Genomic DNA, 25,580 nt, shown 5'->3' on the forward strand with positions numbered 1-25,580 from the left:
CCTGTGTGTTACCAGTTGTAAGCAACTTTACCGTAATAAAACGCGCCGCTGTAACCGTACGGCGAAAAAGTGCTATAGGCCAGATTGCCACCACTGCTGGCGAAGGCGTTGACCTTCTCCGGGTATTTATCGGTGACGTTGTCGCCGCCCAGGGTGAAGGTCCAATTCTTCAGCCTGTAGTCCGCCGACAGGTCCAGCACCCAGGCCGCCTTGAAGGTCTGGTCGTTGACCTTGTCCGCCTGGTAGCTGGTGAATTCACCATAGCGCACCAGGTTGCTGTGCAGGGCCCAATGGCCGTAAGTGAAGTCGTTACCCAGGCTCAGCTTGTGCTGCGGCGTGGTATCCCCCAGCAAACCGATGCGCTCGCGGCGGTCCACGCGCACCAGGTTCGCGCCCAGGCTGTCGAGGATGGCCGGGTTGGCCTTCACATCCGTCACCTTGGTGTGGTTGTAGTTGTAGCCCACGGTGCTGTTCCAGCGGATGCCGCTGTCGAACTGATAGCGATAGTTGGCGACCAGGTCGACGCCGTCGGTGCTGGTGTCGGTGGCGTTAGTGAAGTAGCGGGCGGTGGTGTAGTCGATATTGCCGACACCGTTGGCCTGCAAATAGGCGCGCGTCGCCGCGTTTATGCCGAGGTTGGACGACAGGCTGATACGGTCACGGATGTCGATGCGGTACACATCCACCGTCACCGTCAGGTCATCGGCCGGCTCCAGCACCAGCCCAAGGCTGTAGTTGCGCGACTTCTCGGCCTTGAGGTCTTCGGCGCCGAGTAAACGCGCCACCTGGCTGTTGGCCGGGAAGGTGCCGGCTTCCTGGATGGTGCTGCCGATCAACTGCGATGAGGTGTAGGCAAAGTTCTGCTGGGCCAGGGACGGCGCGCGGAAACCGTTGGAAACACTGCCGCGCACAGCCACCTGCGGGGTGAAGTCATAACGGGCCGACAGCGAGCCGCTGACATTCGAGCCAAAATCGCTGTAGTCCTCATGGCGCACCGCCGCCGAGGCACTGAGTTTTTCGGTGAAGTTGGTTTCCAGGTCCAGGTACTGGGCCCAGTTGTGGCGCGTGCTGGTGCCCGCGTCGGCATCACGGAAACCACCCAGTCCGGAACTGCCGGTCTGGAAGTAGGAGGCCGGCTCGCCCGCCTCGATTTCATAACCCTGGTGCAGGTATTCACCGCCAAACGCCACGGACACCGGGTAAGGCAGCCAGCCCACGTCGAACTCGCGGGACAGGTCCAGGCTGACTTGCTTCTGGTCGTTGCTCAGGGTGCCATTGTCAAACTTGCGCGGCGTGGCCAGGCCCAGGGAGGTGTTGATGGTTTCGGTGCTGAGTGCGTACTCGTTCTTGCCATAGTTGGCCGACAGGTCGTAATGCCAGTCGTAGGCCAGCAAACCGCGCAGGCCCACCACCAATGAGGTGTCTTCAAGGTTGCCCTTGATCAGCGGCAGGTAACCGTTGGGGTTGAGCGCCGGGATGTTGTTGGACGCATTACTCGCCCGGTAGAACGCCGCCGTCTCGCCGCGCCGCTTGCTGTAGCCGCCGAAGGTGTAGAACTCGGCCGCATCGTTGAAGGAATATTCGGAGTTGAACTGGAACTTGCCTTCATTGGTGGCCGGCTCACCCTGGCGGAACACCTGCTGGCCGTAAGTGGTAGAGCCAACGCTGCCAGGCCGGAAGTCTTTACCGGCACGGTTGGTGTAATCGTTATCGGCCCCTTCGGCCGACAGGTTGATAAAACCGTTGTCGCCCAGTGCCAGGCCGGTATTGCCGCTGACATTGCGCTGGATACCATCGCCCTTCTTGTATTCGCCGAACTTGGTGGAGATCGAACCGCCATGGTCGGCGTGCTTGAGGATCACGTTGATCACCCCGGCAATCGCATCCGAGCCGTAGCGGGCGGACGCACCGTCACGCAGCACTTCGATATGGTCCACCGCCGACAGCGGGATCGCGTTCAGGTCCGCCGGTGCCGACCCACGGCCCACCGCACCGCCCAGGTTGACGAAGGCACTGGTGTGGCGGCGCTTGCCGTTGACCAGCACCAGCACCTGATCGGGTGACAGGCCGCGCAACTGCGCAGGGCGCACCAGTTCGGCACCATCCACCAGGCTTGGGCGCGGGAAGTTGATCGACGGAATCAGGCGCGCCAGCACCGCCCCCAACTCATCAGAGCCCGTGCTGCGCAGGCTATCGCCGGAAATCACATCGATCGGAGACAGCGAAGCACTGGCGGTACGCTCCTGGGCGCGGGTGCCGGTGACGATCACGGTGTCGAGTTTGGGTGCATCGGTGGCGGGCGCTTCGGCCGCCAGGACAGGATTGAAGCCCACAGCGGCCAGCAAATTAGCCGACAAAATCGCTGTGTACAGCGCGTGTTGCGTGTAGCTCCCCATACCGCTCCCCTTTGAATCAAGAATCAGAACGTCAGTGTTCTGAGTTCGCAAGATCGATCCGGCTGGCGGGCGGTGGCGGTCAGTTAATGGTTATTGGAAGAAAATCGGTAGTCCGTTGAGATATAGCTTAAAGATATTTATGTAACAAATTAAATACCTTTAAAGCATAAGCGAATGCATAAGCCCGACGCCCTTTCGTCAGGATTGCACAGGGCAATCCGGCTACTTTCAGCCCCGGTTCAGCCTGGGAGCACGCCAAGCCGTCAAACTGGCGCGCACGTCCACGACCCACCTAGCCGCCCATCAAACCGCCTATCGAGGTCGCACCCATGAAGAAATTTCGACTGCCTGGCCTGCTGTTCCTGGCCCAGGCCACCACCGCACTGGCTGGCGAAACACCCCCTGCCGAGGACGACAAAGGCTTCTGGTACGCGCAGACCAGCGTCTATACCCGGCACTTCGCGCCGGACAAAGACCACAACAACAACCAGGACCTGATCGGCCTGGAGCGCAATGAGGCATCAGGATTGGTGTATGGCGGGGCGACGTTTCGCAACTCGTTCAGCCAGCGCTCCTACTACGTCTACGCAGGCAAGCGCTATGAGATAACCGACTCTGCGGTGTACCTGAAGGTCACAGGCGGGGCGATCCAGGGCTATCGCGGCAAATACCGTGACAAGATCCCCCTCAACCGTTTCGGCGTGGCGCCGGTGATCATCCCGTCGGTAGGCACCCATTACGGGCCGGTGGCAGCGGAACTGGTGCTGCTGGGGTTCAATGCGGCGATGGTGACGACCGGAGTACGTTTCTGAGCGTGCGCATGCCCCGTTCCACCGTTCCGTTGCGTCATGGCCGCGGGGCGTAGGCGAATACGTCGGCGCGCATCTGGTGCGCATCCATGCCGGCATCGACCAGTGCATCCAGCGTGCCGTAGATCATCGCCGGTGAACCGCTGGCGTAGACATGCACCGCCTTGAGGTCAGCAATGTCTTCGCACACCGCTTCATGCAGCAGGCCGCAGCGCCCTTCCCAACCACACAGGTCGCTGACCACCTTGTGCAGGAACAGGTTGGGCAGTTGCAGCCATTGGTCCCAGTGCTCGATCTCGTAGAAATCTTCCGGGCGACGCACGCCCCAGTACAGGTGCACCGGGTGCTTGAAGCCGGACGCGCGGCAATGCTCGATCAGGCTGTGCATCTGCGCCATGCCGGTCCCGGCGGCGATCAGCACCAATGGCCCGTCCGGCAGCTCGGCCAGGTGGGTGTCGCCAAAGGGCAGCTCGATGCGCGCCATCTGGTTGCGCTGCAATTGCTCCAGCAAGTTGCGCGCGCTGTCCTCGCGGGCCAGTACATGCAGTTCCAGCTCGCGACCGGCGTGGGGCGCCGACGCCAGGGAAAATGCCGACTTCTCGCCATTCTCCCGCTCGATCATCAGGTATTGCCCGGCGTGGTAGCGCACCGCCTTGCCGGCCGGGGCCCGCAGGCGCACACGCCACACATCGCCGCCCACTTCCACGCACTCGCTCAATTGGCACGACAACTTGCGCAACGGCAACTCTCCCGGCGCCAGCACGCCATCCCACAACACAACGCAATCTTCCAGCGGCTCGGCGATGCAGGTGTAGAACTCGCCATGGTCGCGCACTTCACCGGCTTGCTGCACCCGGCCCTCCACCAGCAGTGCGGCGCACACGTGGCACACGCCATTGCGACACGCCTGGGGGCATTCGTAGCCCAGGCGGCGCGCGCCTTCGAGGATTCGCTCGCCGGGGACCAGCTCCAGCACGGCGCCGGAAGGTTGCAGGGTTACACGCATCAATCTATTCCCAATTCTTTCCAAATCGCATCGACACGTGCCGTGACGGCCTCATCCTTGACGATCACCCGGCCCCACTCGCGGGTCGTTTCACCCGGCCATTTGTGGGTAGCGTCCAGGCCCATCTTCGAGCCCAGCCCCGACACCGGCGACGCGAAGTCGAGGTAGTCGATCGGCGTGTTATCGATCATCACCGTGTCGCGCTTGGGGTCCATGCGCGTGGTGATGGCCCAGATCACATCGTTCCAGTCCCGGGCATTGATGTCGTCGTCGGTGACGATAACGAACTTGGTGTACATGAACTGTCGCAAAAACGACCACACACCCAGCATGACCCGCTTGGCATGGCCGGGATACGACTTCTTCATGGTCACGATGGCCATGCGATACGAACAGCCTTCCGGCGGCAGGTAGAAGTCGGTGATTTCCGGGAATTGCTTCTGCAGGATCGGCACGAACACTTCGTTCAGCGCCACCCCCAGAATCGCCGGCTCATCTGGCGGCCGACCGGTGTAGGTGCTGTGGTAGATCGGTTTGATCCGATGGGTGATGCGCTCCACGGTGAACACCGGGAAGCTGTCGACTTCGTTGTAATAGCCGGTGTGGTCGCCGTACGGGCCTTCATCGGCCATCTCGCCTGGATGAATCACGCCTTCGAGGATGATTTCAGCGGTGGCCGGCACTTGCAGGTCGTTGCCACGGCACTTCACCAGCTCGGTGCGGTTGCCACGCAATAACCCGGCGAAGGCGTATTCGGACAGGCTGTCGGGCACCGGGGTCACGGCGCCGAGGATGGTCGCAGGGTCGGCGCCCAGGGCCACAGACACCGGGAACGGCTTGCCGGGGTGCTTCTCGCACCATTCACGGAAGTCCAACGCACCGCCACGGTGGCTCAGCCAACGCATGATCACCTTGTTGCGGCCGATCACTTGCTGGCGGTAGATCCCCAGGTTCTGGCGGTCTTTGTTCGGGCCTTTGGTGACGGTCAGGCCCCAGGTGATCAGCGGGCCGACGTCGCCGGGCCAGCAGGTTTGCACGGGGAGCATGGCGAGGTCGACGTCATCCCCTTCGATGACCACTTCCTGGCACACCGCGTCCTTGACCACCTTGGGTGCCATGGCAATGATCTTGCGGAAGATCGGCAGCTTCGACCAGGCATCCTTCAAGCCCTTGGGCGGCTCGGGTTCCTTGAGGAACGCCAGCAGCTTGCCGATCTCGCGCAATTCGCTGACCGCCTCGGCGCCCATGCCAAAGGCCACACGCTCGGGAGTACCGAACAGGTTGCCGAGCACCGGTATGTCAAAACCGGTCGGGTTCTCGAACAGCAGCGCCGGGCCCTTGTTACGCAAGGTGCGGTCGCAAATCTCAGTCATTTCCAGCACCGGTGAAATCGGCATCTGGATACGTTTCAACTCTCCGCGCTGCTCAAGTTGCTGCACGAAATCCCGAAGATCCTTGAATTTCATTAACCATGCCACCCGTAAAATAGGCGTACATCCTACCTGCTCTGAGGGCGGCTGGCAGCTTATCGAGGTGCATTTGGCCGTTGCAGGGACCGAAAAACCGACACAAAAAAAATGGCGCCCCTGTGGGGGCGCCATTTTTTCGGACCTGAAACGTCGTGATTACTTACGTTTCATCGACAGGAAGAACTCGTCGTTGGTCTTGGTGGTTTTCAACTTGTCGATCAGGAACTCGATGGCTGCCACTTCGTCCATCGGGTGCAGCAGCTTGCGCAGGATCCACATGCGCTGCAGTTCGTCGTCGGCGGTCAGCAACTCTTCGCGGCGGGTGCCGGAGCGGTTGATGTTGATCGCCGGGAACACGCGTTTTTCCGCGATGCGACGGTCCAGGGGCAGTTCCATGTTGCCGGTACCCTTGAACTCTTCGTAGATCACTTCGTCCATCTTCGAACCGGTTTCAACCAGTGCGGTGGCGATAATGGTCAGCGAGCCGCCTTCTTCGATGTTCCGCGCGGCGCCGAAGAAACGCTTCGGTTTCTCCAGGGCGTGGGCATCGACACCACCGGTGAGGACCTTGCCGGAGCTCGGGATCACGGTGTTGTAGGCACGGGCCAGACGGGTGATGGAGTCGAGCAGGATCACCACGTCCTTCTTGTGTTCGACCAGGCGCTTGGCCTTCTCGATCACCATTTCGGCAACCTGCACGTGGCGGGTCGGCGGCTCATCGAACGTCGAGGCAACCACTTCGCCGCGCACGGTGCGCTGCATTTCGGTGACTTCTTCCGGACGCTCATCGATCAGCAATACGATCAGGTGAACTTCAGGATTGTTACGTGCGATGTTCGCTGCAATGTTCTGCAGCATGATCGTCTTACCGGCTTTCGGCGGTGCGACGATCAGGCCACGCTGGCCTTTGCCGATCGGGGCGCACAGGTCGATCACGCGACCGGTCAGGTCTTCGGTGGAACCGTTACCGGCTTCCATCTTCATGCGCACGGTCGGGAACAGCGGCGTCAGGTTCTCGAAGAGAATCTTGTTTTTCGCGTTCTCGGGACGATCGAAGTTGATCGTGTCGACCTTGAGCAGGGCGAAGTAACGCTCGCCTTCCTTCGGTGGGCGGATCTTGCCAACGATGGTGTCACCGGTGCGCAAGTTGAAGCGACGGATCTGGCTCGGCGAGACATAGATGTCGTCTGGGCCGGCGAGATAGGAGGCGTCTGCAGAGCGGAGGAAGCCGAAGCCGTCCTGGAGAATCTCCAGCACGCCATCACCGGAGATTTCCTCGCCGCTTTTCGCGTGCTTTTTCAGCAGGGAGAAAATCACGTCCTGCTTGCGCGAACGGGCCATATTTTCTATGCCCATTTCTTCGGCCAGTTGGAGCAGGTCGGTAATCGGCTTTTGCTTGAGTTCAGTCAGATTCATATAGGAATGACGTAATCATTTATGGAGGGGGGAAATTAAGCTTTTGGCTTAATGAGGCCGCGCCGCGGAGAAGGCGACAGGATCGCGTACTAATCGAAAGGAATGCGTCGGCGACGGCTTGCAGGGGGCAGTGGAGAAACCAGTGCGGGGCCGAATGTACCACCTGAGTTTCGGAGCGTCTAGCCCTGTTTCACGAAAAAGCCCCGCTATTTGCGGGGCTTTTTGACGACGCTTAGATGTTGGCGTCGAGGAAAGCTTGCAGCTGGGACTTCGACAGCGCACCCACCTTGGTGGCCTCGACGTTGCCGTTCTTGAACAGCATCAGCGTAGGAATACCGCGCACGCCATGCTTGGCCGGGGTTTCCTGGTTGTCGTCGATGTTCAGCTTGGCAATGGTCAGCTTGCCTTCGTAGGTGGTTGCAATGTCGTCCAGGACCGGAGCGATCATTTTGCAAGGGCCGCACCATTCAGCCCAGTAGTCAACCAGCACCGGGCCAGCAGCCTTGAGTACTTCGGCCTCAAAGGTCGCGTCGGTGACGTGCTTGATAAGATCGTTGCTCATGGATGTCTCCGGATTGTAAGCAAAAAAAACGTTGCCCATCATAGCCGCCCTTCCCCCGTTCAGGAAGCCGCCTCTGATTGAGTCTTCCTATGATGGCGCATGAGTTTGCGCATAGCCCAACTCAGGGCGTCACGGGAGTCACGAAGGCAATCCCCGTGCGCAACGCCGCGTTGCGTACGTGCTCCTGCATGGTTTTCTGCGCCGACGCACTGGCCCGCCGGGCCAGGGCGCGCAGGATTTTGCGATGTTCCTGCCAGGTTTCCATGGCCCGCTCCGGCCGGATGAACGGTAGTTTCTGGCTTTCCAGAAACACCTCGGCACTGGCACTCAGGATGCTCACCATCGCCTGGTTGCCGCTGGCCAGCAGGATGCGCTGGTGGAATTCGAAGTCCAGCCGTGCGGCCGCCTCGAAGTCGCCGGCCTTGAGCACCTTGCGCATGGCCTCGACGTTGTCTTCCAGGCTGTCCAGCTCATCGATCGTCAACGTGACCGCCGCCAAACCCGCCGCAAACCCTTCCAGCGCATAGCGCAACTGGAAGATATCGAGCGGCGTGGCCTGGGCTGCAAAAGGCCAGGCAAAGCCCGGCGCATCCTCCACCGCCTGCACGAACACACCTTTGCCCGGCTGCACACTGACCACACCCAAGGCGCTCAAGGACGACAGCGCCTCGCGCAGCGACGCCCGGCTGACGCCCAACTGCACCGCCAGGTCGCGCTGGGACGGCAGTACATCGCCCGGCCCGAAGCCTTGCTCCTTGATCAGTTTGCGGATGGCCTGCAGGGCCGCTTCCGGTACGGCTTGGGCGATGGAATTCATAAAAAACTCGAGGTTTTTGTCAACAGAACGGCTAGTTGTAAAGCTATTCGTGGACCACGGCAAGCCACGCCCCAAAGGGGCTCGCGCAGTTTTACCGACGCTCGAAAAGGGTGCGAAAACGCGCACAACTGTTCAGACCAGTAAGACCACCAAAGCTCAACAAACTCGCGCCTCGCAGACGATCTGCGCCGTACTGGCATGGGCTGTGCACTGAGCAAATCCAGAAAATTCCTTCGCCCTTCTCGGAGAGTTGCCATGACCAAGCGCTGCAGCGCCCTGCTCACTGCCCTGTTTGCCAGCCTGATGCTGAGCCAGGCACCCGCCCAGGCCAACGGTCTGGACGATATCGTCGCCCGTGGCACCCTCAAGGTCGCCGTGCCCCAGGACTTCCCGCCGTTCGGCTCGGTGGGCCCCGACATGAAGCCCCGTGGCCTGGACATCGACACCGCCAAACTGCTGGCCGACCAACTCAAGGTCAAGCTGGAGCTGACCCCGGTCAACAGCACCAACCGCATCCCGTTCCTCACCACCGGCAAGGTCGACCTGGTGATCTCCAGCCTGGGCAAGAACCCCGAGCGCGAAAAGGTCATCGACTTCTCCAAGGCCTACGCACCGTTCTACCTGGCCGTATTCGGCCCGCCTGATGCCGCCATCAGCAGCACCGACGACCTCAAGGGCAAGACCATCAGCGTGACCCGTGGCGCCATCGAAGACATCGAGCTGACCGCCGTAGCGCCGAAGGAAGCCACCATCAAGCGCTTCGAAGACAACAACTCCACCATCGCAGCCTACCTGGCCGGCCAGGTCGACCTGATCGCCAGCGGCAACGTGGTCATGGTGGCGATCAGCGAACGCAGCCCGAAACGCGTGCCGGCGCTGAAAGTGAAGCTCAAGGACTCGCCGGTGTACGTGGGCGTGAACAAGAACGAGCCGGCGCTTCTGGAGAAGGTCAACCAGATCCTGGTGGCGGCCAAGGCCGATGGCAGCCTGGAAAAGAACGCGATGCAGTGGCTCAAAGAGCCATTGCCTGCTGATCTCTGAAGCGGAGCTGATTGATGGCCTATCAATTCGACTTTGTGCCGGTGCTGGCCAATACCGATCTGCTGTTGCGCGGCGCGCTGTTCACCCTTGAGCTGACGGCCATCGGCGCAATCCTGGGCGTCGCCCTGGGCACTGTCGGCGCCGTGGTGCGGGCGTGGAAGATCCAGCCCTTTGCCTGGTTCTTCGGTGTGTATGTCGAGTTGATCCGCAACACGCCGTTCCTGGTGCAGTTGTTCTTCATCTTCTTCGGCCTGCCCTCCCTGGGATTGAAAATCACCGAGTGGCAAGCAGCCGTATTGGCGATGGTGATCAACCTGGGGGCCTACTCCACGGAGATCATCCGCGCCGGCATCCAGGCCATCCCGCGCGGGCAACTGGAAGCCGCCGCCGCGCTGGCGATGACGCGTTTCGAAGCGTTTCGCCATGTGGTGCTGCTGCCGGCGCTGGGCAAGGTGTGGCCTGCCCTGAGCAGCCAGATCATCATCGTGATGCTCGGTTCGGCGGTGTGTTCGCAGATCGCCACCGAGGAGCTGAGCTTTGCCGCCAACTTTATCCAGTCGCGCAATTTCCGCGCGTTCGAAACCTATGCCCTGACCACCCTGGTGTACCTGTGCATGGCGTTGATGATTCGCCAGTTGCTCAACTGGATCGGCCGCCGCTTTGTGATGAGGAATAGCCGATGAGTGATTTTTCCTTCTGGGACATCGTGCGCAACCTGCTTACGGGCCTGCAGTGGACGCTGTTGCTGTCGATCGTGGCGTTTATCGGCGGCGGCCTGATCGGTTTGCTGGTGATGACCATGCGCATCAGCCGCAAGGCATTCGCGCGCAATGTTGCGCGCACCTATATCGAACTGTTCCAGGGCACCCCGTTGTTGATGCAGCTGTTCCTGGTTTTTTTCGGCATTGCCCTGCTCGGCGTGGATATTTCGCCCTGGCTGGCGGCCGCGATCGCCTTGACGCTGTTTACCAGCGCCTACCTCGCCGAAATCTGGCGCGGCTGCGTCGACTCCATCGCCCATGGCCAGTGGGAAGCATCGGCCAGCCTGGCGTTGAACCCGCTTGAACAACTGCGCTACGTGATCCTGCCCCAGGCCCTGCGGATCGCCGTGGCGCCTACCGTGGGCTTCTCGGTGCAGGTGGTCAAAGGCACCGCCGTCACTTCAATCATCGGCTTTACCGAACTGACCAAGACCGGCGGCATGCTCGCCAACGCCACCTTCGAGCCCTTCATGGTCTACGGCCTGGTGGCCCTCGGTTACTTCCTGCTCTGCTACCCCTTGTCCCTCAGTGCGCGCTACCTGGAAAGGAGACTGCATGCCTCTGCTTAGAATTTCCGCCCTGCATAAGTATTACGGCAATCACCACGTCCTCAAGGGCATCGACCTGACCGTTGAAGAAGGCCAGGTCGTGGCAATCATCGGCCGCAGCGGCTCGGGCAAGTCCACCTTGCTACGGACCCTCAATGGCCTGGAATCGATCAACGACGGCGTGATCGAGGTGGATGGCGAATACCTCGACGCCGCCCGCGCCGACCTGCGCAGCCTGCGGCAGAAAGTCGGCATGGTGTTCCAGCAGTTCAACCTGTTCCCGCACCTGACCGTGGGCGAAAACGTCATGCTCGCACCGCAAGTGGTGCAGAAAGTGCCTAAGGCCAAGGCAGCACAACTGGCCAGGCAAATGCTGGAACGCGTGGGCCTGGGTGAAAAATTCGACGCGTTCCCCGATCGCCTGTCCGGCGGCCAGCAGCAACGCGTTGCCATCGCCCGCGCCCTGGCCATGTCGCCCAAGGTGCTGCTGTGCGATGAAATCACCTCGGCCCTGGACCCGGAGCTGGTCAATGAAGTACTCAGCGTGGTGCGCCAACTGGCCAAGGACGGCATGACCTTGATCATGGTGACGCACGAAATGCGCTTCGCCCGGGAAGTCGGCGACAAGCTGGTGTTCATGCACCAGGGCAAGGTGCATGAAGTCGGCGATCCGAAGGTATTGTTTGCCAACCCGCAGACTGCTGAGTTGGCGAACTTCATAGGCACTACCGAAGCGCACGCCTGATCGCCCAGCCATCGGGCACCATTTCGAAACGGCCTCCCCCCTCCAGCAGGGTTTTATCGCGCACGGCGGGGTGGGTGCCCGCTAGATAGGTATCGACCTGCACCTGAGCCGAAAAGACTCGACCGGCGATTGGCTGCCCGGCCCTCAGTGGCACCAGCACACCGCCGGGGCGCAGCTGCCCGTCTCGTTCAGTGCGGTTGTGCATCGACACCAGTTCGACGGCCTGGCCATCCAGCAATGCCTGCCGAAGGCTCAGATCAAAGCGCCCGTGATGGCCAAAACTGAAACCCTGCGCATCGGCTGGCGCACCGCGGAAACGCAGCGCAATCACCGCCGCCTCAGGGCAAACCACGCTGAGGTGCACCGTGCGTCTACCGATGGAAACACCGTGGGGTCCGGGCTGTGTGTCGACGCGCAACGGCCCGTAGTCGATCTGCGGCCGGCTCAATGACAGGTGGCATTCCGACGCCGAAACGTCAGCAATCATCAAGAGACCCGCCAGTAATCCCACCCCGCCTGGAAAGCGTCCCGAGGCAAGGGCAGCCTTAACGACAGACTGCCGAGGAGGTTTCATACAGTTGGCCGTCATAGCTGGGCTCCGCCAGATCGAGTTGCAGTTTGCAGGGAGTCGCATTCGGCGACGACAAGGTCAGTACCTGGGAATGCTCAATATTGTTGAGGAAGATCATTCCGTCCCCCACCACCGTGGTCAGGAACGTGTTATCGGCGGCAAGCACCGACGTCCCCTTGGGCAACGGCTGCCCGCTTGGGTCGCTGACACGCACCAGCATCCGGCGAACCTTCGAGACCTCAAACTCGACCGTACTGAACGAGCCTCGCCCGACCTCCAGCATCTTCGTGCCATTATTGAGATCAACCTGGCGTGGCAAGCTTTTACCGTCCACCTCGACAAGGCTGCCCTGATAAGCGGGTAAGCCGGGAATCACGGCCATTCCCCAGCGGTCGGTCCAGACGGGCCCCTGAGGGGTACTGATGCGAGCACCCGGAATATTCCCCACCGACGCCACACCGAAAGTGTCCTCTACACGGTAGGGAGACAGTGTCAGGCCTCGCTCGTGAGCAACCACGGCGCCTTGTAGCTGCCCGCTATAGATCGTGCTGGACGAGTCTCGATTGAGCCCCAGGCCGAGCTGGGTATAACGAGACGTCGCGTTGAGCGTTCCACCCACCGACTGATCGCTGGTACCTCTCAGGTCGCGTTCGCCCCTTAACTCGTAGTTCAGGGTGTCATTCACGCGCTCGCTGTAGGCTGTACCGATACCGGCATGACGCCCTTGGCGTCGAACCGTCGAGGTCACGGAGCGGTCACTGCCCAGTGGAACAGTGATCTGCAAGCGCATGCCCAAGCCATCATTTTTGTCTCTGGAGTCGCCTGACGCACCTACCTGGGAGTCAATGCTCACCGCAACATTGGCGTGCCTGAAGTTTTTGTTCCACGCGCCGTAGATATGCTGGGAAGTACGATTGTCGAAATGAGCCGAACGGGAATAACCGACAGCGAAGCCACCCAATTGAGGGTCTGACCAACTGAAGCCTGCCGTGTACTGGTGCCTGGCGCGCGCGCCCTGTACCTCGCCGGGCTCGCCGCCAACAGCTTCGAGCACATCCCGGTAACCCGACGTCTGGCGAGTGGCGCTCAAGTTCATCTGGACGTTGCCCGGCAGCGTACTGCCAAACGAAACGCCGCTACGCGAACCGCGTGCCTTTTGCTTACGGTCATGGGAAAGGTTATTGCGCAATCCCAGTGAAAACCGCTGGTCAAAGCTACTGTCCAACGCCAGGCCCACCGAGTGGTAGTTGTCCGTGCCCTGAACTCCCGAACTGAGGGCCGTATCCTCCCCTAACGCCCACGTTCCGCTGGCCATGGCCAACAGAGGTTCGGCGGCGCCCCTTCGATCCACATCACGCACCTTTCCTATTGCAGCGGTATATCCCGATTTAATCGGAACCGATCCACGGAACGAGGCGGCTGGCACGATAAAACTGTGTTGCCCCCCCTTGATTTCGATAACCCTGACGTCGAGGTCGCTGGTGCCATTGAGCAGTGGCAAATTGCGCAAGGTGAACGGCCCTTCCGGGACGAGAGTGGTATAAATCAATGCGCCGGACTGCCGGACTTCCACCCGCGACTGACTCCGCGCCCGCCCTTCAACCAAAACGCCATTGCTGCTGGTGCGGTTTTCCATTCCGTCAGGAAACAGCTGTGCACCGATCAGTTGAACACCACCGAACACGGGGCTATCAGCCGATATCTGGCCTGCCTGAAATGTCGAAGCCAAGGGAGCGATATCGCGCTGCGCGTATGCATACAGATGCTCAGTCGCCGAACGCTCATCGTTGGAGAGATAGAGCTGACGACTGCGGACGATCCAATTGCCCACATTGAAACCCATTTCCGTTGAAGCGGATAAAAAGCGCCCTCGATCCCCCCGCGAGTGGGCATTGACGCCTTGGACATCGTAGTTAACCAGCGCCGCTGCACCTCCCCGGGCGTAATGACCAGTGCTTTGTTGCATGTCGCGCAGCGCCTGGGTCGGGACGACCAGCACAACCTCCTCACGCCCTGGGCGCAAGGTCACTACCGTTTTCGGATACTCGGCAATAAAGTCATGACAGGCCTGGGCGGCAGAGACTTGCTTATCGATCACCGTGGCGGGAATCTGCAGTCCCGCCCGATCCAATAGCCCACGATTGAAACACAGCGCGCCTTCATGGTTAAACCGCGCGTCAGTCAACCCGATGGGATTACCGTTGACCGTCAAATCGACGACGCGCGTGCCCTCGCTGAACCGAGGGGCTTGCTGAAAGTAGCGCGCAACTGAAGGGTCGATACCACGCGCCTGCAAGGTGGCAAGGTCAAATCCGAGCACCGCCGCCGGCGCGGCGTAAACGTCAGCGGCCATTCCCGACACCACCACCGCCCAAACCGAAAGGCTGATTCCGCTTCGCCTGAAAGCCTCCTCAGGTTTTATTGGCGCCCGGGATGGCTGCCCACGTACGGAGCTACAAAACCTGCTGGCTTTTTTTCCCATGGCAGGTCACGGCTGATTCGCTACGAGCAAAGCCTCGTAGCTATCGACGGAAAACCCATAGAGCGTGGCCGGCATAAGGGTGACCGACGTGGCTGCAGAACGTTTTTCCACGGCAACGCTGAGGGTTTCGCCCGGCAAGATATAGGTACGCGGCAAAAGCGCATTCACCTTCTGCGGGTTCAAGACCACCTCAGCCGCCAGGCGCACCACATAGGGGCTGTTGTTGCGTGCGCTCAAGGTATTGCCGTGAAGGCTCCAGGTCAGCAGTTCCCACGGTGCATGATGTTGGGGTAAACCTTTGGGGTGGAGAATGAGCGGCAGGTTTTGCCGTAGGCTGATACCAATTGTCGCGCCCGAGCCGGGTTGTGCCTGGGGAATACCTTCAAACGTAATGCGCTTCAAACGTTGGGTTTTGAGAGGCTCCTTATTGATTGCCATAACCCTGACCATTTGCCGCTCACCGCTATCGACACGCGCAACGGGCTGAGTAATGACGGCTAAAGGCTCCGGGTCTTCCGGTATATCTTCGATAACTGAATGAAGCAGGGCAGGACTTGGGTCCGTATTGGTGACATTGATGCTGACTTCACCATCCGCCTCATTGAGAATGACAACTGTTGTTTCCGGTTCCATGCCGTCTGCATACGCGGCACGGCAGAAAACAAAACCGAGACACAAACAACCGGCCAGAATAGATTTTTTTCTTGTAGAAACAAGCATCAACACTTCCTTCACAGCAATAACGAAACACGCCGAATCAGGTGGGCTGCCGCCAAAGAGACTGCAAGCCGACCTGAATCGCCTGGAAGCTTTTAGAGATAGACCAATTCCAGGGTTGTATGGCCATCAAGTTTTATTTCGTTATTCATGCTCAGCGCAGAGGTTTTATTGATCACTGGTTGAACATTCAAACTCCCCGAGACGACGGTTATTTTAATCGGCGAATAGCTGGCGCTCGTACGCCAACTTCCAACGTTGGCTGACTGCCCCAAGACAGGATCGGTGATCCCCCAACTCGCGCCATTATTATTAGACCGCGCAGCCCGTACAGCTTTACCATCGGCAATGTTGTTTTCCATGAAAACCACGTAGCCGCCGATTTTTTCATTCTTCGAGGTAAACCCAAGACCATAATTGAAATCATCGTTATAAGTAATATTGTACTGACTCACCATCATGCCGCGCACCTTGCTGGACGCGCGGTTATCCTGTGCCTTAATACCAACAAACGTGGGCGATGCACACCTGACGGTGTAAGGCGTCCCCTTTTTGGCCAGTTTGGTGTAGTTAGTAGCACTCAGTGACCTAGGATCAATCCGACCGTAATCTATCGTTGAATTAACAATAGTAAAACTGCAACTGGCAGGCGCAATGGAGCCTCTCACTCGTAAGTCCGCAGCTTGCGCACTCAAACCCAGCATAGCGAGAAACATACCTGATAACGAAATAATCTTCTTCATAGCAATCATCGACAATAGCCAAAGAGACACGTGCTGATTGACACTTCATAGTCAGCACGCCATGGATACCTGTGTGGAGAAGCCTAGAGGTAGCGCAACTCCAGGGTGAAATGGCCGTCCAGGTTGATCTGGTTGCTCATATCAAGTTCGGACGTCTTGTTTATGACGGCTTGAACTTCAACATTGCCGGAAACAGCATTAACCAATATCGGCGCATACACATTCCCCGCACGCCAACTGGCTATATTGGCAGTGTGGCCTACTGCTTGGGTACTGTTTGGTTCCCATCGTACGCCGTTATTTTCCGAGCTAACAATCCCTACCGACTTGCCGTCAGCTACAGAATTTCGAAGGTGCACTACATAACCTCCAATTTTCTGCCCCCTGGAAGTGGCCCCCAGACCAAAATTGTAGAGGTCCTTGTAGTTCCCGCCAAACTGCCCCAGCATCATGCCTGGTATTCTCGAGCCAGCTCGATTATCAACGCTCTTGATACCCACTTTTATTTTAGACTGACCACTGCACCTCACCGTATAGGGAACACTCTTCTTATCCAGCTTGGTATAACTTGTCGGACTCAGGCTGCTCGGGTGAATAGTTCCATAGTCAATGACCGAGCGGGTGAGTGTAAAACTGCAACTGGCTGGAGCGATCGCGCCTTTTACACGTACATCGGCAGCCTGGACAGTCAGGCTCGCAACGACGAGGCATAGGCCCGCCACTACTGGGTAATTCTTCTTCATCTAACTTCCATCCATAGCAATGACCATAGGCTGGCCAGTTATTGAATGATCAGAACACCTCCCCTGCGTCACGCCTGGTGCGCATATGAATATCTCGTCCTTGAAGCTCCGACCTATAAACACCACCCGGGACAGGTGCCGAACGTGAGTATTCATATTCCAAGAGAATAATAAAACCGGAAAAAATGACACCTCATGTAAGAGTGATCCCTATCTCCACTCTAAAAAACAACCCCATGTATACGAACAGGGACACAGCAAGTTAGGACAAACATAAAACGGCGTAAGACTTATCGACACACTCAATAAAACCAAGAATAGCCAGTACAAAATCCAGTGCTTTCTGGCTTTGTAATACATCATTTGTGGGCCGGTCCTACGTGCCACGCAGAAAGCACTTATAGGTATACGAGGAAAAATCCTCTGTTACTACGCGTTGGCTCCAGCGATCGATCGTGGCACGATGGCAAGGTTATCGACCGAGACCCCCAAACCATGCCGCAATCCCAAGCCAAGAATCTGTCCCTGATCGCCGCCATCGACCTGGGCTCCAACAGCTTTCACATGGTCGTGGCCAAGGCCCAGAACGGCGAAATCCGCATCCTTGAGCGGCTCGGAGAGAAAGTGCAACTGGCTGCCGGGATCGACGATGAGCGCCAGCTCAATGAAGAATCCATGCAACGCGGGCTCGACTGCCTCAAGCGTTTTGCACAGCTGATCAACGGCATGCCCCTGGGCGCCGTGCGAATCGTCGGCACCAACGCCCTGCGCGAAGCCCGTAACCGGGGCGAATTCATCCGTCGCGCCGAGGAAATCCTCGGCCACCCCGTAGAAGTCATCTCCGGCCGCGAAGAAGCACGCCTGATCTACCTCGGCGTGTCCCATACACTCGCAGATACCCCCGGCAAGCGCCTGGTGGCGGACATCGGCGGCGGCAGTACCGAGTTCATCATCGGCCAGCGCTTCGAACCGCTGCTGCGCGAAAGCCTGCAGATGGGCTGTGTCAGTTATACCCAACGCTATTTCAAGGACGGCAAGATCACCCCGGCGCGCTACGCCCAGGCCTATACGGCAGCGCGTTTGGAGATCATGAGCATCGAGCACGCCTTGCACCGCCTGACCTGGGATGAAGCCATCGGCTCGTCCGGCACCATCCGTGCCATCGGCCTGGCGCTCAAGGCCGGCGGCCATGGCACCGGCGAGGTCAACGCCGAAGGCCTGGCCTGGCTCAAGCGCAAGCTGTTCAAGCTGGGGGATGCCGAGAAGATCGACTTCGACGGCATCAAGCCCGACCGTCGCACCATCTTCCCGGCCGGCCTGGCGATTCTCGAGGCGATCTTCGACGCCCTCGAACTGCAACGCATGGACCACTGTGACGGCGCCCTGCGCGAAGGCGTGCTGTATGACCTGCTGGGCCGCCATCATCATGAAGACGTACGAGAGCGCACGCTAACGTCGCTGATGGAGCGCTATCACGTCGATCAGGAGCAGGCAGCCCGCGTGGAGCGTAAAGCCCTGCATGCGTTCGATCAGGTCGCCGAAGACTGGGACCTGGAAGACGGCGTATGGCGCGAACTGCTCGGCTGGGCGGCCAAGGTGCATGAAGTGGGCCTGGATATCGCCCACTACCACTACCACAAGCACGGCGCCTACCTGATCGAGCACTCCGACCTGGCGGGTTTCTCCCGGGAAGACCAGCAGATGCTCGCGCTGCTGGTGCGCGGCCATCGTCGCAATATTCCCAAGGACAAGTTTGCCGAGTTCGGCGATGAAGGCATCAAGCTGATCCGCCTGTGCGTGCTGCTGCGCTTCGCGATCCTGTTCCACCACATTCGTGGCACCCAGCAGATGCCCCAGGTAACCCTGCGTGCCAATGGCGACAGCCTGGATGTCGTATTCCCCAAAGGCTGGCTGGATGAGAACCAGCTGACCCAGGCGGACTTCGCCCAGGAAGCGGAGTGGCTGACGCGGGTGGGGTTCAGCCTGAACCTGCGCTAACCCGATCTCATGAACACTGCAAAAACAAATGTGGGAGGGGCGGTGCGACGACTCGACTTGCTCCCGATTACGGTGTGTCAGTCGCGAATACTTTGACTGAACCACCGCAATCGGGAGCAAGTCGAGTCGTCGCACCGCCCCTCCCACATTTTCAGAGCGTGTTGTCTGTTAGTTCACCGACAGAATCGGGCTACCCAACTTTTCCAGCAACGTCGCCTGGGCGCTGCGCGGATTCTGGTTGCCAGTCGGCGTGTTACGCACGTAACGGCCATCCGACTGCAGGCTCCAGCTGTGGGTGTTATCGGTGAGGTAGCTTTCCAGCTCCTTCTTGACCCGCATGATCAGCTTCTTGCCCTCGACCGGGAAGCAGGTCTCCACACGCTTGTCGAGGTTGCGCTCCATCCAGTCGGCACTGGAGAGGAACATCTGCTCCTCGCCGCCGTTAAGGAAGTAGAACACCCGCGTGTGTTCCAGGAAGCGGCCGATGATCGAGCGCACATGGATGTTATGCGACACGCCGACAATGCCCGGACGCAGGCAGCACATGCCACGCACCACCAGGTCGATACGCACGCCGGACTGGCTGGCCTTGTACAGCGCGCGGATGATCTTCGGATCGGTCAGCGAGTTGAACTTGGCGATGATGTGCGCCGGTTTGCCCTCGAGGGCGAACTGGGTCTCGCGGGCAATCATGTCGAGCATGCCCTTCTTGAGGGTGAACGGCGCGTGCAGCAGCTTCTTCATGCGCAACGTCTTGCCCATGCCGATCAACTGGCTGAACAACTTGCCGACGTCTTCACACAAGGCGTCGTCGGAAGTCAGCAGGCTGTAGTCGGTATAGAGCTTGGCGTTGCCGGCGTGGTAGTTGCCGGTGCCCAGGTGGGCGTAACGCACGATTTCACCGGCTTCACGGCGCAGGATCAGCATCATCTTGGCGTGGGTCTTGAAGCCCACCACGCCGTAGATCACTACCGCGCCGGCCGCTTGCAGGCGGCTGGCCAGTTGCAGGTTCGACTCTTCGTCAAAGCGCGCGCGCAACTCAATCACCGCCGTGACTTCCTTGCCGTTTCGCGCGGCGTCTACCAGGGCATCGACGATTTCCGAGTTGGCGCCGCTGCGGTACAGGGTCTGGCGTACGGCCAATACATGCGGGTCCTTGGCGGCCTGGCGCAGCAGGTCGACCACCGGAGTGAAGGACTCGAACGGGTGCAGCAGGAGGATGTCCTGCTTACTCACCACGCTGAAGATGTTCTCGCTGTTTTGCAGCAGTTTCGGGATCTGCGGGGTGAACGGCGTGTATTGCAGTTCCGGATGGCTGTCCAGGCCAGTGATGCTGAACAGGCGCGTGAGGTTCACCGGGCCATTGACCTGGTACAGCTCGGTCTCGCCCAGGTTGAACTGCTTGAGCAGGTAGTCCGACAGGTGTTTCGGGCAGGTGTCGGCCACTTCCAGGCGCACCGCATCACCGTAGCGCCGCGAGAACAGCTCGCCGCGCAGGGCGCGGGCCAAGTCTTCGACGTCTTCGGAATCCAGCGCCAGATCGGCGTTACGGGTCAGGCGGAACTGGTAGCAGCCCTTGACCTTCATGCCTTGGAACAGGTCATCGGCGTGGGCATGGATCATCGACGACAGGAATACATAGTTGTCGCCAGCGCCCCCCACCTCTTCGGGTACCTTGATGATCCGTGGCAGCAAGCGCGGCGCCGGGATGATCGCCAGGCCCGAATCGCGACCGAAAGCGTCGATACCTTCCAGCTCGACGATAAAGTTCAGGCTCTTGTTCACCAGCAGTGGGAACGGGTGCGTCGGGTCCAGGCCGATCGGGGTGATGATCGGCGCGATTTCGTCGCGGAAGTAGCGACGCACCCAGGTCTTGATCTTGGTAGTCCAGTGGCGGCGACGGATGAAGCGAACCTGATGCTTTTCCAGTTCCGGCAACAGGATGTCATTGAGGATCGCGTACTGGCGATCCACATGACCGTGCACCAGCTCGCTGATGCGCGCCAGCGCCTGGTGCGGCTGCAGGCCGTCCGCGCCAGCTTGTTCACGGGCGAAGGTGATCTGTTTCTTGAGGCCGGCGACGCGGATCTCGAAGAATTCATCCAGGTTGCTGGAGAAAATCAGCAGGAACTTCAGGCGTTCCAGCAACGGGTAGGACTCATCCAGTGCCTGTTCAAGCACGCGGATGTTGAATTGCAGTTGTGACAGCTCGCGGTGGATGTACAGGCTGCTGTCATCCAGATTGGTCACTACGGCGGCCACCGGGGCCGGGGCTGGCGCTTCGGCTACCACCACAGGCGCGGCCGGCTCGTGCTCCGGCGGGGTCTCGGTGACTTGTTCCACCACCGGGTGAGCGTCTTTTACGGCAACTTCGGAGAGTCCTTCGGTATTCATCGAATGTTCCTGTGAGGGCTATTGTTGCTCTCTAAGCAATTGGGCGGCGCGGGCGGCGAAATAGGTCAGGATGCCATCAGCCCCGGCACGTTTAAAGGCCGTCAAGGATTCTAGGATTACCCCTTCACTCAACCAGCCATTTTGGATTGCAGCCATGTGCATGGCGTATTCGCCACTGACCTGATACACAAAGGTCGGCACTTTGAATTCCTCTTTGACTCGGTAAAGGATGTCCAGGTACGGCATCCCCGGCTTGACCATCACCATGTCGGCACCTTCGGCCAAATCCGCCGCCACTTCGTGCAAGGCTTCATGGCTGTTGGCCGGGTCCATCTGGTACGAAGCCTTGTTGGCCTTGCCCAGGTTCAGCGCCGAGCCCACCGCATCGCGAAACGGGCCGTAGTAGGCGCTGGCGTACTTGGCCGAGTAGGCCATGATCCGCACATTGACGTGGCCGGCCAGTTCCAGGGCTTCGCGAATCGCCTGGATGCGGCCATCCATCATGTCCGACGGCGCAACCACCTGGGCGCCTGCTGCCGCATGGGACAAGGCCTGCTTGACCAGCGCGTCGACGGTAATGTCGTTCTGAACATAGCCGTCTTCGTCAAGAATGCCATCCTGCCCGTGGGTGGTGAACGGGTCCAACGCCACGTCGGTGATCACCCCCAGCTCCGGGAAACGCTCGCGCAGGGCGCGGGTGGCGCGCTGGGCGATACCGTCCGGGTTCCAGGCTTCGGCAGCATCAAGGGACTTGAGTTCAGACGGCGTGACCGGAAACAACGCCAACGCCGGAATCCCCAGGTCGACCCAGTCCGCTGCCTCTTCAAGCAGCAGATCAATGGTCAGACGCTCTACACCCGGCATCGACGCTACCGATTCCCGGCGATTTTCACCGTCGAGTACAAACACCGGCAGGATCAGATCATCCGTCGTCAGTACGTTTTCACGAACCAGGCGGCGAGAAAAATCATCACGGCGATTACGGCGCAGGCGGGTAGCAGGGAACAGGCGATTGGCAGGGGTAAAGCTCACGACAGACTCCTGAGCCCGGGTTCACGGGCGAGCGTTGCAGTTATAAGCGGGCATTATGACGAAGGTATGACAGTTGTGCTTAACGATGCGACCTGTAGTCGCATTCGTCGGTTAATGTAGGAATTGTTCACTTCGTGACACATCTCGATACTTTCATGAATGTTCACGAAGGCGTAGGCTGCGCGTTCATTTCGCCAGCACCCAGACCATGCTTCAACAATTTCTGCATGACTTCGGCTACTTTGCCCTCTTCCTAGGCACGTTCTTCGAAGGCGAAACCATCCTGGTTCTCGCAGGCTTCCTGGCGTTCCGTGGGTACATGGATATCAACCTGGTGGTGGTCGTTGCCTTCTTCGGCAGCTACGCCGGCGACCAGCTTTGGTATTACATGGGGCGCAAGCACGGCCGCAAACTGTTGGCGCGCAAGCCGCGCTGGCAATTGATGGGCGACAAGGCCCTGGAACATATCCGCAAGCACCCGGATATCTGGGTGCTGAGCTTCCGCTTTGTCTACGGCTTACGCACGGTAATGCCTGTTGCGATCGGCCTGTCGGGCTACCCGCCACTGCGCTACCTGATCCTCAACGGTATAGGTGCTGCAATCTGGGCGGCGGCCCTGGGCGCTGCGGCTTATCATTTCGGCGCGGTACTGGAAGGCATGCTGGGCAGCGTCAAGAAATACGAGCTATGGGTACTGGGCGCCTTGCTGCTGCTGGGCTTTGGCCTGTGGCTGCGCCGCCGCTTCAAGAACGCCCGTATCGCCCGCCAGGCCTGTGCCGATGCCAAGGCGCGGCTCGCCGCCACCGAGCCCGTCCCGGTAGAAGCGCCTAAGACACCAGTCGAGTAAGCCGGCCCCTGCAACAGTAGAGGCCAATCACGCTGAGCAGGCTGTAGCTCACCAGGCCCAGCCAGCCCAGGTTGCTGGCCGGCCACAGCCCGACCACCGGCGCCAGCCACACCAACGGCACATTCAGCGCCAGGCGTATCAGCTCTGCCTTTAACGCCCACGGGCGATTCTCCAGGGCTACCCCCAGGGTGAACAATCCAAGCGCCATCGCCCCCCAGCCGACAATCAGCGCTGCGCTGGGCAGACCCTCGCCGACATTCATCAAATAGCTGCCAAACCCCACATACGCCGCGAACTGCAGGGCGATGTAGACCTGTTGGCGCGCGTCCAGTGGCACGTCGAATTTGCGGAACTGGCTCAAATCCGGCTTGGCCACGGGGTATTTGGCCTTCACGTCCGCCGGGCGCCAACCGGTGCGCATGAACCAGATGCGCAGCTTGTCCCACTTACTTTCGGTACGCCGTGCATCACGCCAAAGCTGTGCATAAAACTGCAGGTTGGCCCATAACGGATTCCAGCTGGCCAAGGGTGTGGTCACGCCGAAAATCACCGGCTCGTTGTCGTCTTCTTCCTGGAAGGTGCCGAACAGCCGGTCCCAAAGAATGAACACACCGCCGTAGTTGCGATCCATGTAGAGAGCGTTCTGTGCATGGTGGGCCCGATGATTGGAGGGCGTGACGAAAAACCACTCGAACCAGCCAAGCTTGGGCACGTGCCGGGTATGCACCCAGAATTGATACAACAGGTTGAGGGACGCCACGCTGATAAACACCACCAGCGGTACGCCAAGCACGGCCAGGGGCAGGTAGAAGATCCAGCTCAGCAGGAAGCCGGTGCTGGTCTGGCGCAGGGCGGTGCTGAGGTTGTAGTCCTCGCTCTGGTGATGCACCGAGTGCGCGGCCCACAGGATATTGCGCTCGTGCCCCATCCGGTGCAGCCAGTAGTAGCAGAAGTCGTAGAACACAAAGGCGAATACCCAGGTCCAGACGCTGTGGGCAGGCAGTTCGATCAACGCCAGGTGCTTGAGGGCGAACGCGTAGGTCAGCAGCCCCATACCCTTGGTCAACAGCCCGGTGGTGGTGGACAGCACGCCGGTGCTGAGGCTGTTGATGGCGTCCGCCACCCGGTAGTTGCGCTGGCCACGCCAACGGTCGGCGAGCAGCTCCACCACAATCAAGGCAATGAAAAACGGTACCGCGTAAGGCACGAAGTCCATGGTCTGATCCGGTCTATTTTTGTTACATCAAGATTAGGTGCAGCAGCGCGAGATCCCATTGGCAACAGGTGACAAATTAGTAGACATTTAACGCCAAGACTCCAGGAGAAATGCCCATGAGCAAAAAGATTGCAGTGATCCTTTCCGGCTGCGGCGTGTACGACGGCGCAGAGATCCACGAAAGCGTGATCACCCTGCTGCGCCTGGATCAGCGCGGTGCTCAGGTCCAGTGTTTTGCACCCGATATCGCCCAGTTGCATGTGATCAACCATCTGACCGGCGAGGAAATGCCCGAGTCGCGCAACGTCCTCGTGGAGTCGGCCCGCATTGCCCGGGGCGAGATCAAGGATATTCGAGACGCCAACGCCGACGAGTTCGATGCGCTGATCGTACCCGGTGGGTTCGGTGCGGCGAAGAACTTGTCCAACTTTGCCGTCGAGGGCGCGGGTTGCAGCGTCAACCCGCAAGTGCTAGAACTGGCCGAAGCCTTTGCCGAAGCGGGCAAGCCGGTGGGGCTGATCTGCATCTCGCCGGCCCTGGCCGCGAAGATCTACGGCCCGGGCGTGACCTGCACCATCGGCAACGACACCGACACTGCCGCGGCCCTGGACAAGATGGGCGCCACCCACCAGGAATGCAGCGTGGAAGACATTGTCGAGGACACCGCACGCAAGTTGGTCAGTACGCCCGCCTATATGCTCGGCAAGAGCATCAGTGAAGTGGCCTCAGGCATCAACAAGCTGGTGGACCGGGTGCTGGAGCTGACTCACGAGAACGATTAGTGGGGATGCCGGGCTCCCTCTCCAACGGATCAGGACTGGCGCATTAACCGCGTCAGTATCCTGTCGAGTGAGTTGGCAAACGCCTGCTTGTCCTTCTCCCCATGGGGCGGTGGTCCACCGCCCATCTGGCCCTGCTCGCGCAGGTCGGTAAACAGGTTGCGCACCGCCAATCGCTCACTCATGTTCGCCGGGCTGAACTCCTTGCCCCGAGGGTCGAGGGCCGTGACGCCCTTCTTCACCAGGCGGTCGGCCAGGGGCACATCGCTGCAGATCACCAGTTCGCCGGGCACTGCGTGCTCCACCAGATAGTCATCTGCTGCGTCCGGGCCGCTGGGCACCACGATCAACTTCACGCACGAGAAGCTCGGCTTGATCTGGCTTTGGCCGGCCACCAGGACGACCTCGAACTGGCGCTTGAGGGCGAACTTCACCACCTGCTCCTTGGCGGCCCGGGGGCAGGCGTCTGCATCGATCCATACGCGCAT

The 25,580-nt window shown here is 59.8% G+C and carries 23 protein-coding genes; 8 read left to right on the forward strand and 15 right to left on the reverse strand.

Annotated features, from left to right (window positions below; genetic code table 11):
- Positions 1-8 precede the first annotated feature (8 nt).
- Positions 9-2,396, reverse strand: a complete 2,388-nt coding sequence (locus BFQ01_RS20335; protein ID WP_065926653.1) for a TonB-dependent receptor plug domain-containing protein — start codon at positions 2,394-2,396, stop codon at positions 9-11.
- Positions 2,397-2,725: 329 nt separating this feature from the next.
- Between BFQ01_RS20335 and BFQ01_RS20340 the strand changes: the two genes are divergently transcribed.
- Positions 2,726-3,208: a sn-glycerol-3-phosphate transporter gene (locus BFQ01_RS20340; protein WP_065926654.1), complete on the forward strand. Its 483-nt coding sequence runs from the start codon at positions 2,726-2,728 to the stop codon at positions 3,206-3,208.
- Between the two features lie 34 nt (positions 3,209-3,242).
- Here the strand turns inward: BFQ01_RS20340 and BFQ01_RS20345 are convergent, their stop codons facing one another.
- The 5 genes from BFQ01_RS20345 to BFQ01_RS20365 all read right to left on the reverse strand — a co-directional run bounded on the left by BFQ01_RS20345 (position 3,243) and on the right by BFQ01_RS20365 (position 8,475).
- Entirely contained in the window at positions 3,243-4,211 is a 969-nt protein-coding gene (locus tag BFQ01_RS20345) for a CDP-6-deoxy-delta-3,4-glucoseen reductase (protein WP_065926655.1), read from the reverse strand.
- Complete coding sequence (gene ubiD, locus BFQ01_RS20350; protein ID WP_027608362.1) at positions 4,211-5,677, reverse strand: 4-hydroxy-3-polyprenylbenzoate decarboxylase; 1,467 nt, start codon at positions 5,675-5,677, stop codon at positions 4,211-4,213. Before ubiD ends, BFQ01_RS20345 begins: the two co-directional genes overlap by 1 nt.
- A 159-nt stretch (positions 5,678-5,836) precedes the next feature.
- Positions 5,837-7,096 carry a transcription termination factor Rho gene (rho, locus tag BFQ01_RS20355; RefSeq protein WP_003176825.1) on the reverse strand — a complete coding sequence of 420 codons (1,260 nt, stop codon included), beginning with the start codon at positions 7,094-7,096 and terminating at the stop codon, positions 5,837-5,839.
- 232 nt (positions 7,097-7,328) lie between these two features.
- Positions 7,329-7,658 carry a thioredoxin TrxA gene (trxA, locus tag BFQ01_RS20360; RefSeq protein ID WP_015886460.1) on the reverse strand — a complete coding sequence of 110 codons (330 nt, stop codon included), beginning with the start codon at positions 7,656-7,658 and terminating at the stop codon, positions 7,329-7,331.
- 121 nt (positions 7,659-7,779) lie between these two features.
- The gene (locus BFQ01_RS20365; protein WP_065926656.1) at positions 7,780-8,475 is read right to left on the reverse strand and encodes a FadR/GntR family transcriptional regulator; all 696 of its coding nucleotides are present in this window, start codon (positions 8,473-8,475) and stop codon (positions 7,780-7,782) included.
- 255 nt (positions 8,476-8,730) lie between these two features.
- Between BFQ01_RS20365 and BFQ01_RS20370 the strand changes: the two genes are divergently transcribed.
- Genes BFQ01_RS20370 through BFQ01_RS20385 form a run of 4 tightly spaced genes read left to right on the forward strand, consistent with a single transcriptional unit; the run spans position 8,731 to position 11,570 of the window.
- Positions 8,731-9,516, forward strand: a complete 786-nt coding sequence (locus BFQ01_RS20370; protein ID WP_027608360.1) for a transporter substrate-binding domain-containing protein — start codon at positions 8,731-8,733, stop codon at positions 9,514-9,516.
- A gap of 14 nt (positions 9,517-9,530) precedes the next feature.
- Positions 9,531-10,199 carry an amino acid ABC transporter permease gene (locus BFQ01_RS20375; protein WP_017736949.1) on the forward strand — a complete coding sequence of 223 codons (669 nt, stop codon included), beginning with the start codon at positions 9,531-9,533 and terminating at the stop codon, positions 10,197-10,199.
- The gene (locus BFQ01_RS20380; RefSeq protein WP_065926657.1) at positions 10,196-10,846 is read left to right on the forward strand and encodes an amino acid ABC transporter permease; all 651 of its coding nucleotides are present in this window, start codon (positions 10,196-10,198) and stop codon (positions 10,844-10,846) included. Before BFQ01_RS20375 ends, BFQ01_RS20380 begins: the two co-directional genes overlap by 4 nt.
- Complete coding sequence (locus BFQ01_RS20385; RefSeq protein WP_065926658.1) at positions 10,833-11,570, forward strand: amino acid ABC transporter ATP-binding protein; 738 nt, start codon at positions 10,833-10,835, stop codon at positions 11,568-11,570. Before BFQ01_RS20380 ends, BFQ01_RS20385 begins: the two co-directional genes overlap by 14 nt.
- On the opposite strand, the gene BFQ01_RS20390 is transcribed toward BFQ01_RS20385, so the two are convergent.
- The 5 genes from BFQ01_RS20390 to BFQ01_RS20410 form a co-directional block, all read right to left on the reverse strand.
- Positions 11,551-12,057, reverse strand: a complete 507-nt coding sequence (locus BFQ01_RS20390; RefSeq protein ID WP_083221267.1) for a hypothetical protein — start codon at positions 12,055-12,057, stop codon at positions 11,551-11,553. The two genes, BFQ01_RS20385 and BFQ01_RS20390, sit on opposite strands and share 20 nt — an antisense overlap.
- A gap of 58 nt (positions 12,058-12,115) precedes the next feature.
- Positions 12,116-14,494, reverse strand: a complete 2,379-nt coding sequence (locus tag BFQ01_RS20395; protein ID WP_065926660.1) for a fimbria/pilus outer membrane usher protein — start codon at positions 14,492-14,494, stop codon at positions 12,116-12,118.
- Positions 14,495-14,629: 135 nt separating this feature from the next.
- A complete protein-coding gene (locus BFQ01_RS20400) occupies positions 14,630-15,343 on the reverse strand; it encodes a fimbria/pilus chaperone family protein (protein WP_074847951.1) in 714 nt (237 codons plus the stop codon).
- Between the two features lie 92 nt (positions 15,344-15,435).
- Positions 15,436-16,083, reverse strand: a complete 648-nt coding sequence (locus tag BFQ01_RS20405; RefSeq protein ID WP_176718759.1) for a DUF1120 domain-containing protein — start codon at positions 16,081-16,083, stop codon at positions 15,436-15,438.
- 83 nt (positions 16,084-16,166) lie between these two features.
- Positions 16,167-16,826 carry a DUF1120 domain-containing protein gene (locus tag BFQ01_RS20410; protein ID WP_065926662.1) on the reverse strand — a complete coding sequence of 220 codons (660 nt, stop codon included), beginning with the start codon at positions 16,824-16,826 and terminating at the stop codon, positions 16,167-16,169.
- A gap of 495 nt (positions 16,827-17,321) precedes the next feature.
- On the opposite strand from BFQ01_RS20410, the gene ppx reads away from it, so the two are divergent.
- Entirely contained in the window at positions 17,322-18,824 is a 1,503-nt protein-coding gene (gene ppx / locus BFQ01_RS20415) for an exopolyphosphatase (RefSeq protein ID WP_027608352.1), read from the forward strand.
- Between the two features lie 168 nt (positions 18,825-18,992).
- On the opposite strand, the gene ppk1 is transcribed toward ppx, so the two are convergent.
- Positions 18,993-21,218 carry a polyphosphate kinase 1 gene (ppk1, locus tag BFQ01_RS20420; protein WP_027608351.1) on the reverse strand — a complete coding sequence of 742 codons (2,226 nt, stop codon included), beginning with the start codon at positions 21,216-21,218 and terminating at the stop codon, positions 18,993-18,995.
- A gap of 18 nt (positions 21,219-21,236) precedes the next feature.
- On the reverse strand, positions 21,237-22,250 hold the full coding sequence (hemB, locus tag BFQ01_RS20425) for a porphobilinogen synthase (protein ID WP_065926663.1): 1,014 nt from the start codon (positions 22,248-22,250) through the stop codon (positions 21,237-21,239).
- A gap of 208 nt (positions 22,251-22,458) precedes the next feature.
- Here hemB and BFQ01_RS20430 point away from each other — a divergent pair, with 208 nt between their 5' ends.
- The gene (locus tag BFQ01_RS20430; RefSeq protein WP_065926664.1) at positions 22,459-23,097 is read left to right on the forward strand and encodes a DedA family protein; all 639 of its coding nucleotides are present in this window, start codon (positions 22,459-22,461) and stop codon (positions 23,095-23,097) included.
- On the opposite strand, the gene BFQ01_RS20435 is transcribed toward BFQ01_RS20430, so the two are convergent.
- Positions 23,078-24,313 carry a sterol desaturase family protein gene (locus BFQ01_RS20435; protein WP_065926665.1) on the reverse strand — a complete coding sequence of 412 codons (1,236 nt, stop codon included), beginning with the start codon at positions 24,311-24,313 and terminating at the stop codon, positions 23,078-23,080. The genes BFQ01_RS20430 and BFQ01_RS20435 overlap by 20 nt on opposite strands.
- A 116-nt stretch (positions 24,314-24,429) precedes the next feature.
- Here BFQ01_RS20435 and elbB point away from each other — a divergent pair, with 116 nt between their 5' ends.
- Entirely contained in the window at positions 24,430-25,095 is a 666-nt protein-coding gene (elbB, locus tag BFQ01_RS20440; protein ID WP_065926666.1) for an isoprenoid biosynthesis glyoxalase ElbB, read from the forward strand.
- A 29-nt stretch (positions 25,096-25,124) separates the two neighbouring features.
- On the opposite strand, the gene BFQ01_RS20445 is transcribed toward elbB, so the two are convergent.
- Positions 25,125-25,580, reverse strand: coding sequence for a YaiI/YqxD family protein (locus tag BFQ01_RS20445; protein WP_065926879.1), 456 nt, complete (start codon positions 25,578-25,580; stop codon positions 25,125-25,127).

Origin of the sequence: Pseudomonas sp. 8 R 14, assembly GCF_900005955.1 — a bacterium.
GTDB lineage: Bacteria > Pseudomonadota > Gammaproteobacteria > Pseudomonadales > Pseudomonadaceae > Aquipseudomonas > Aquipseudomonas marginalis.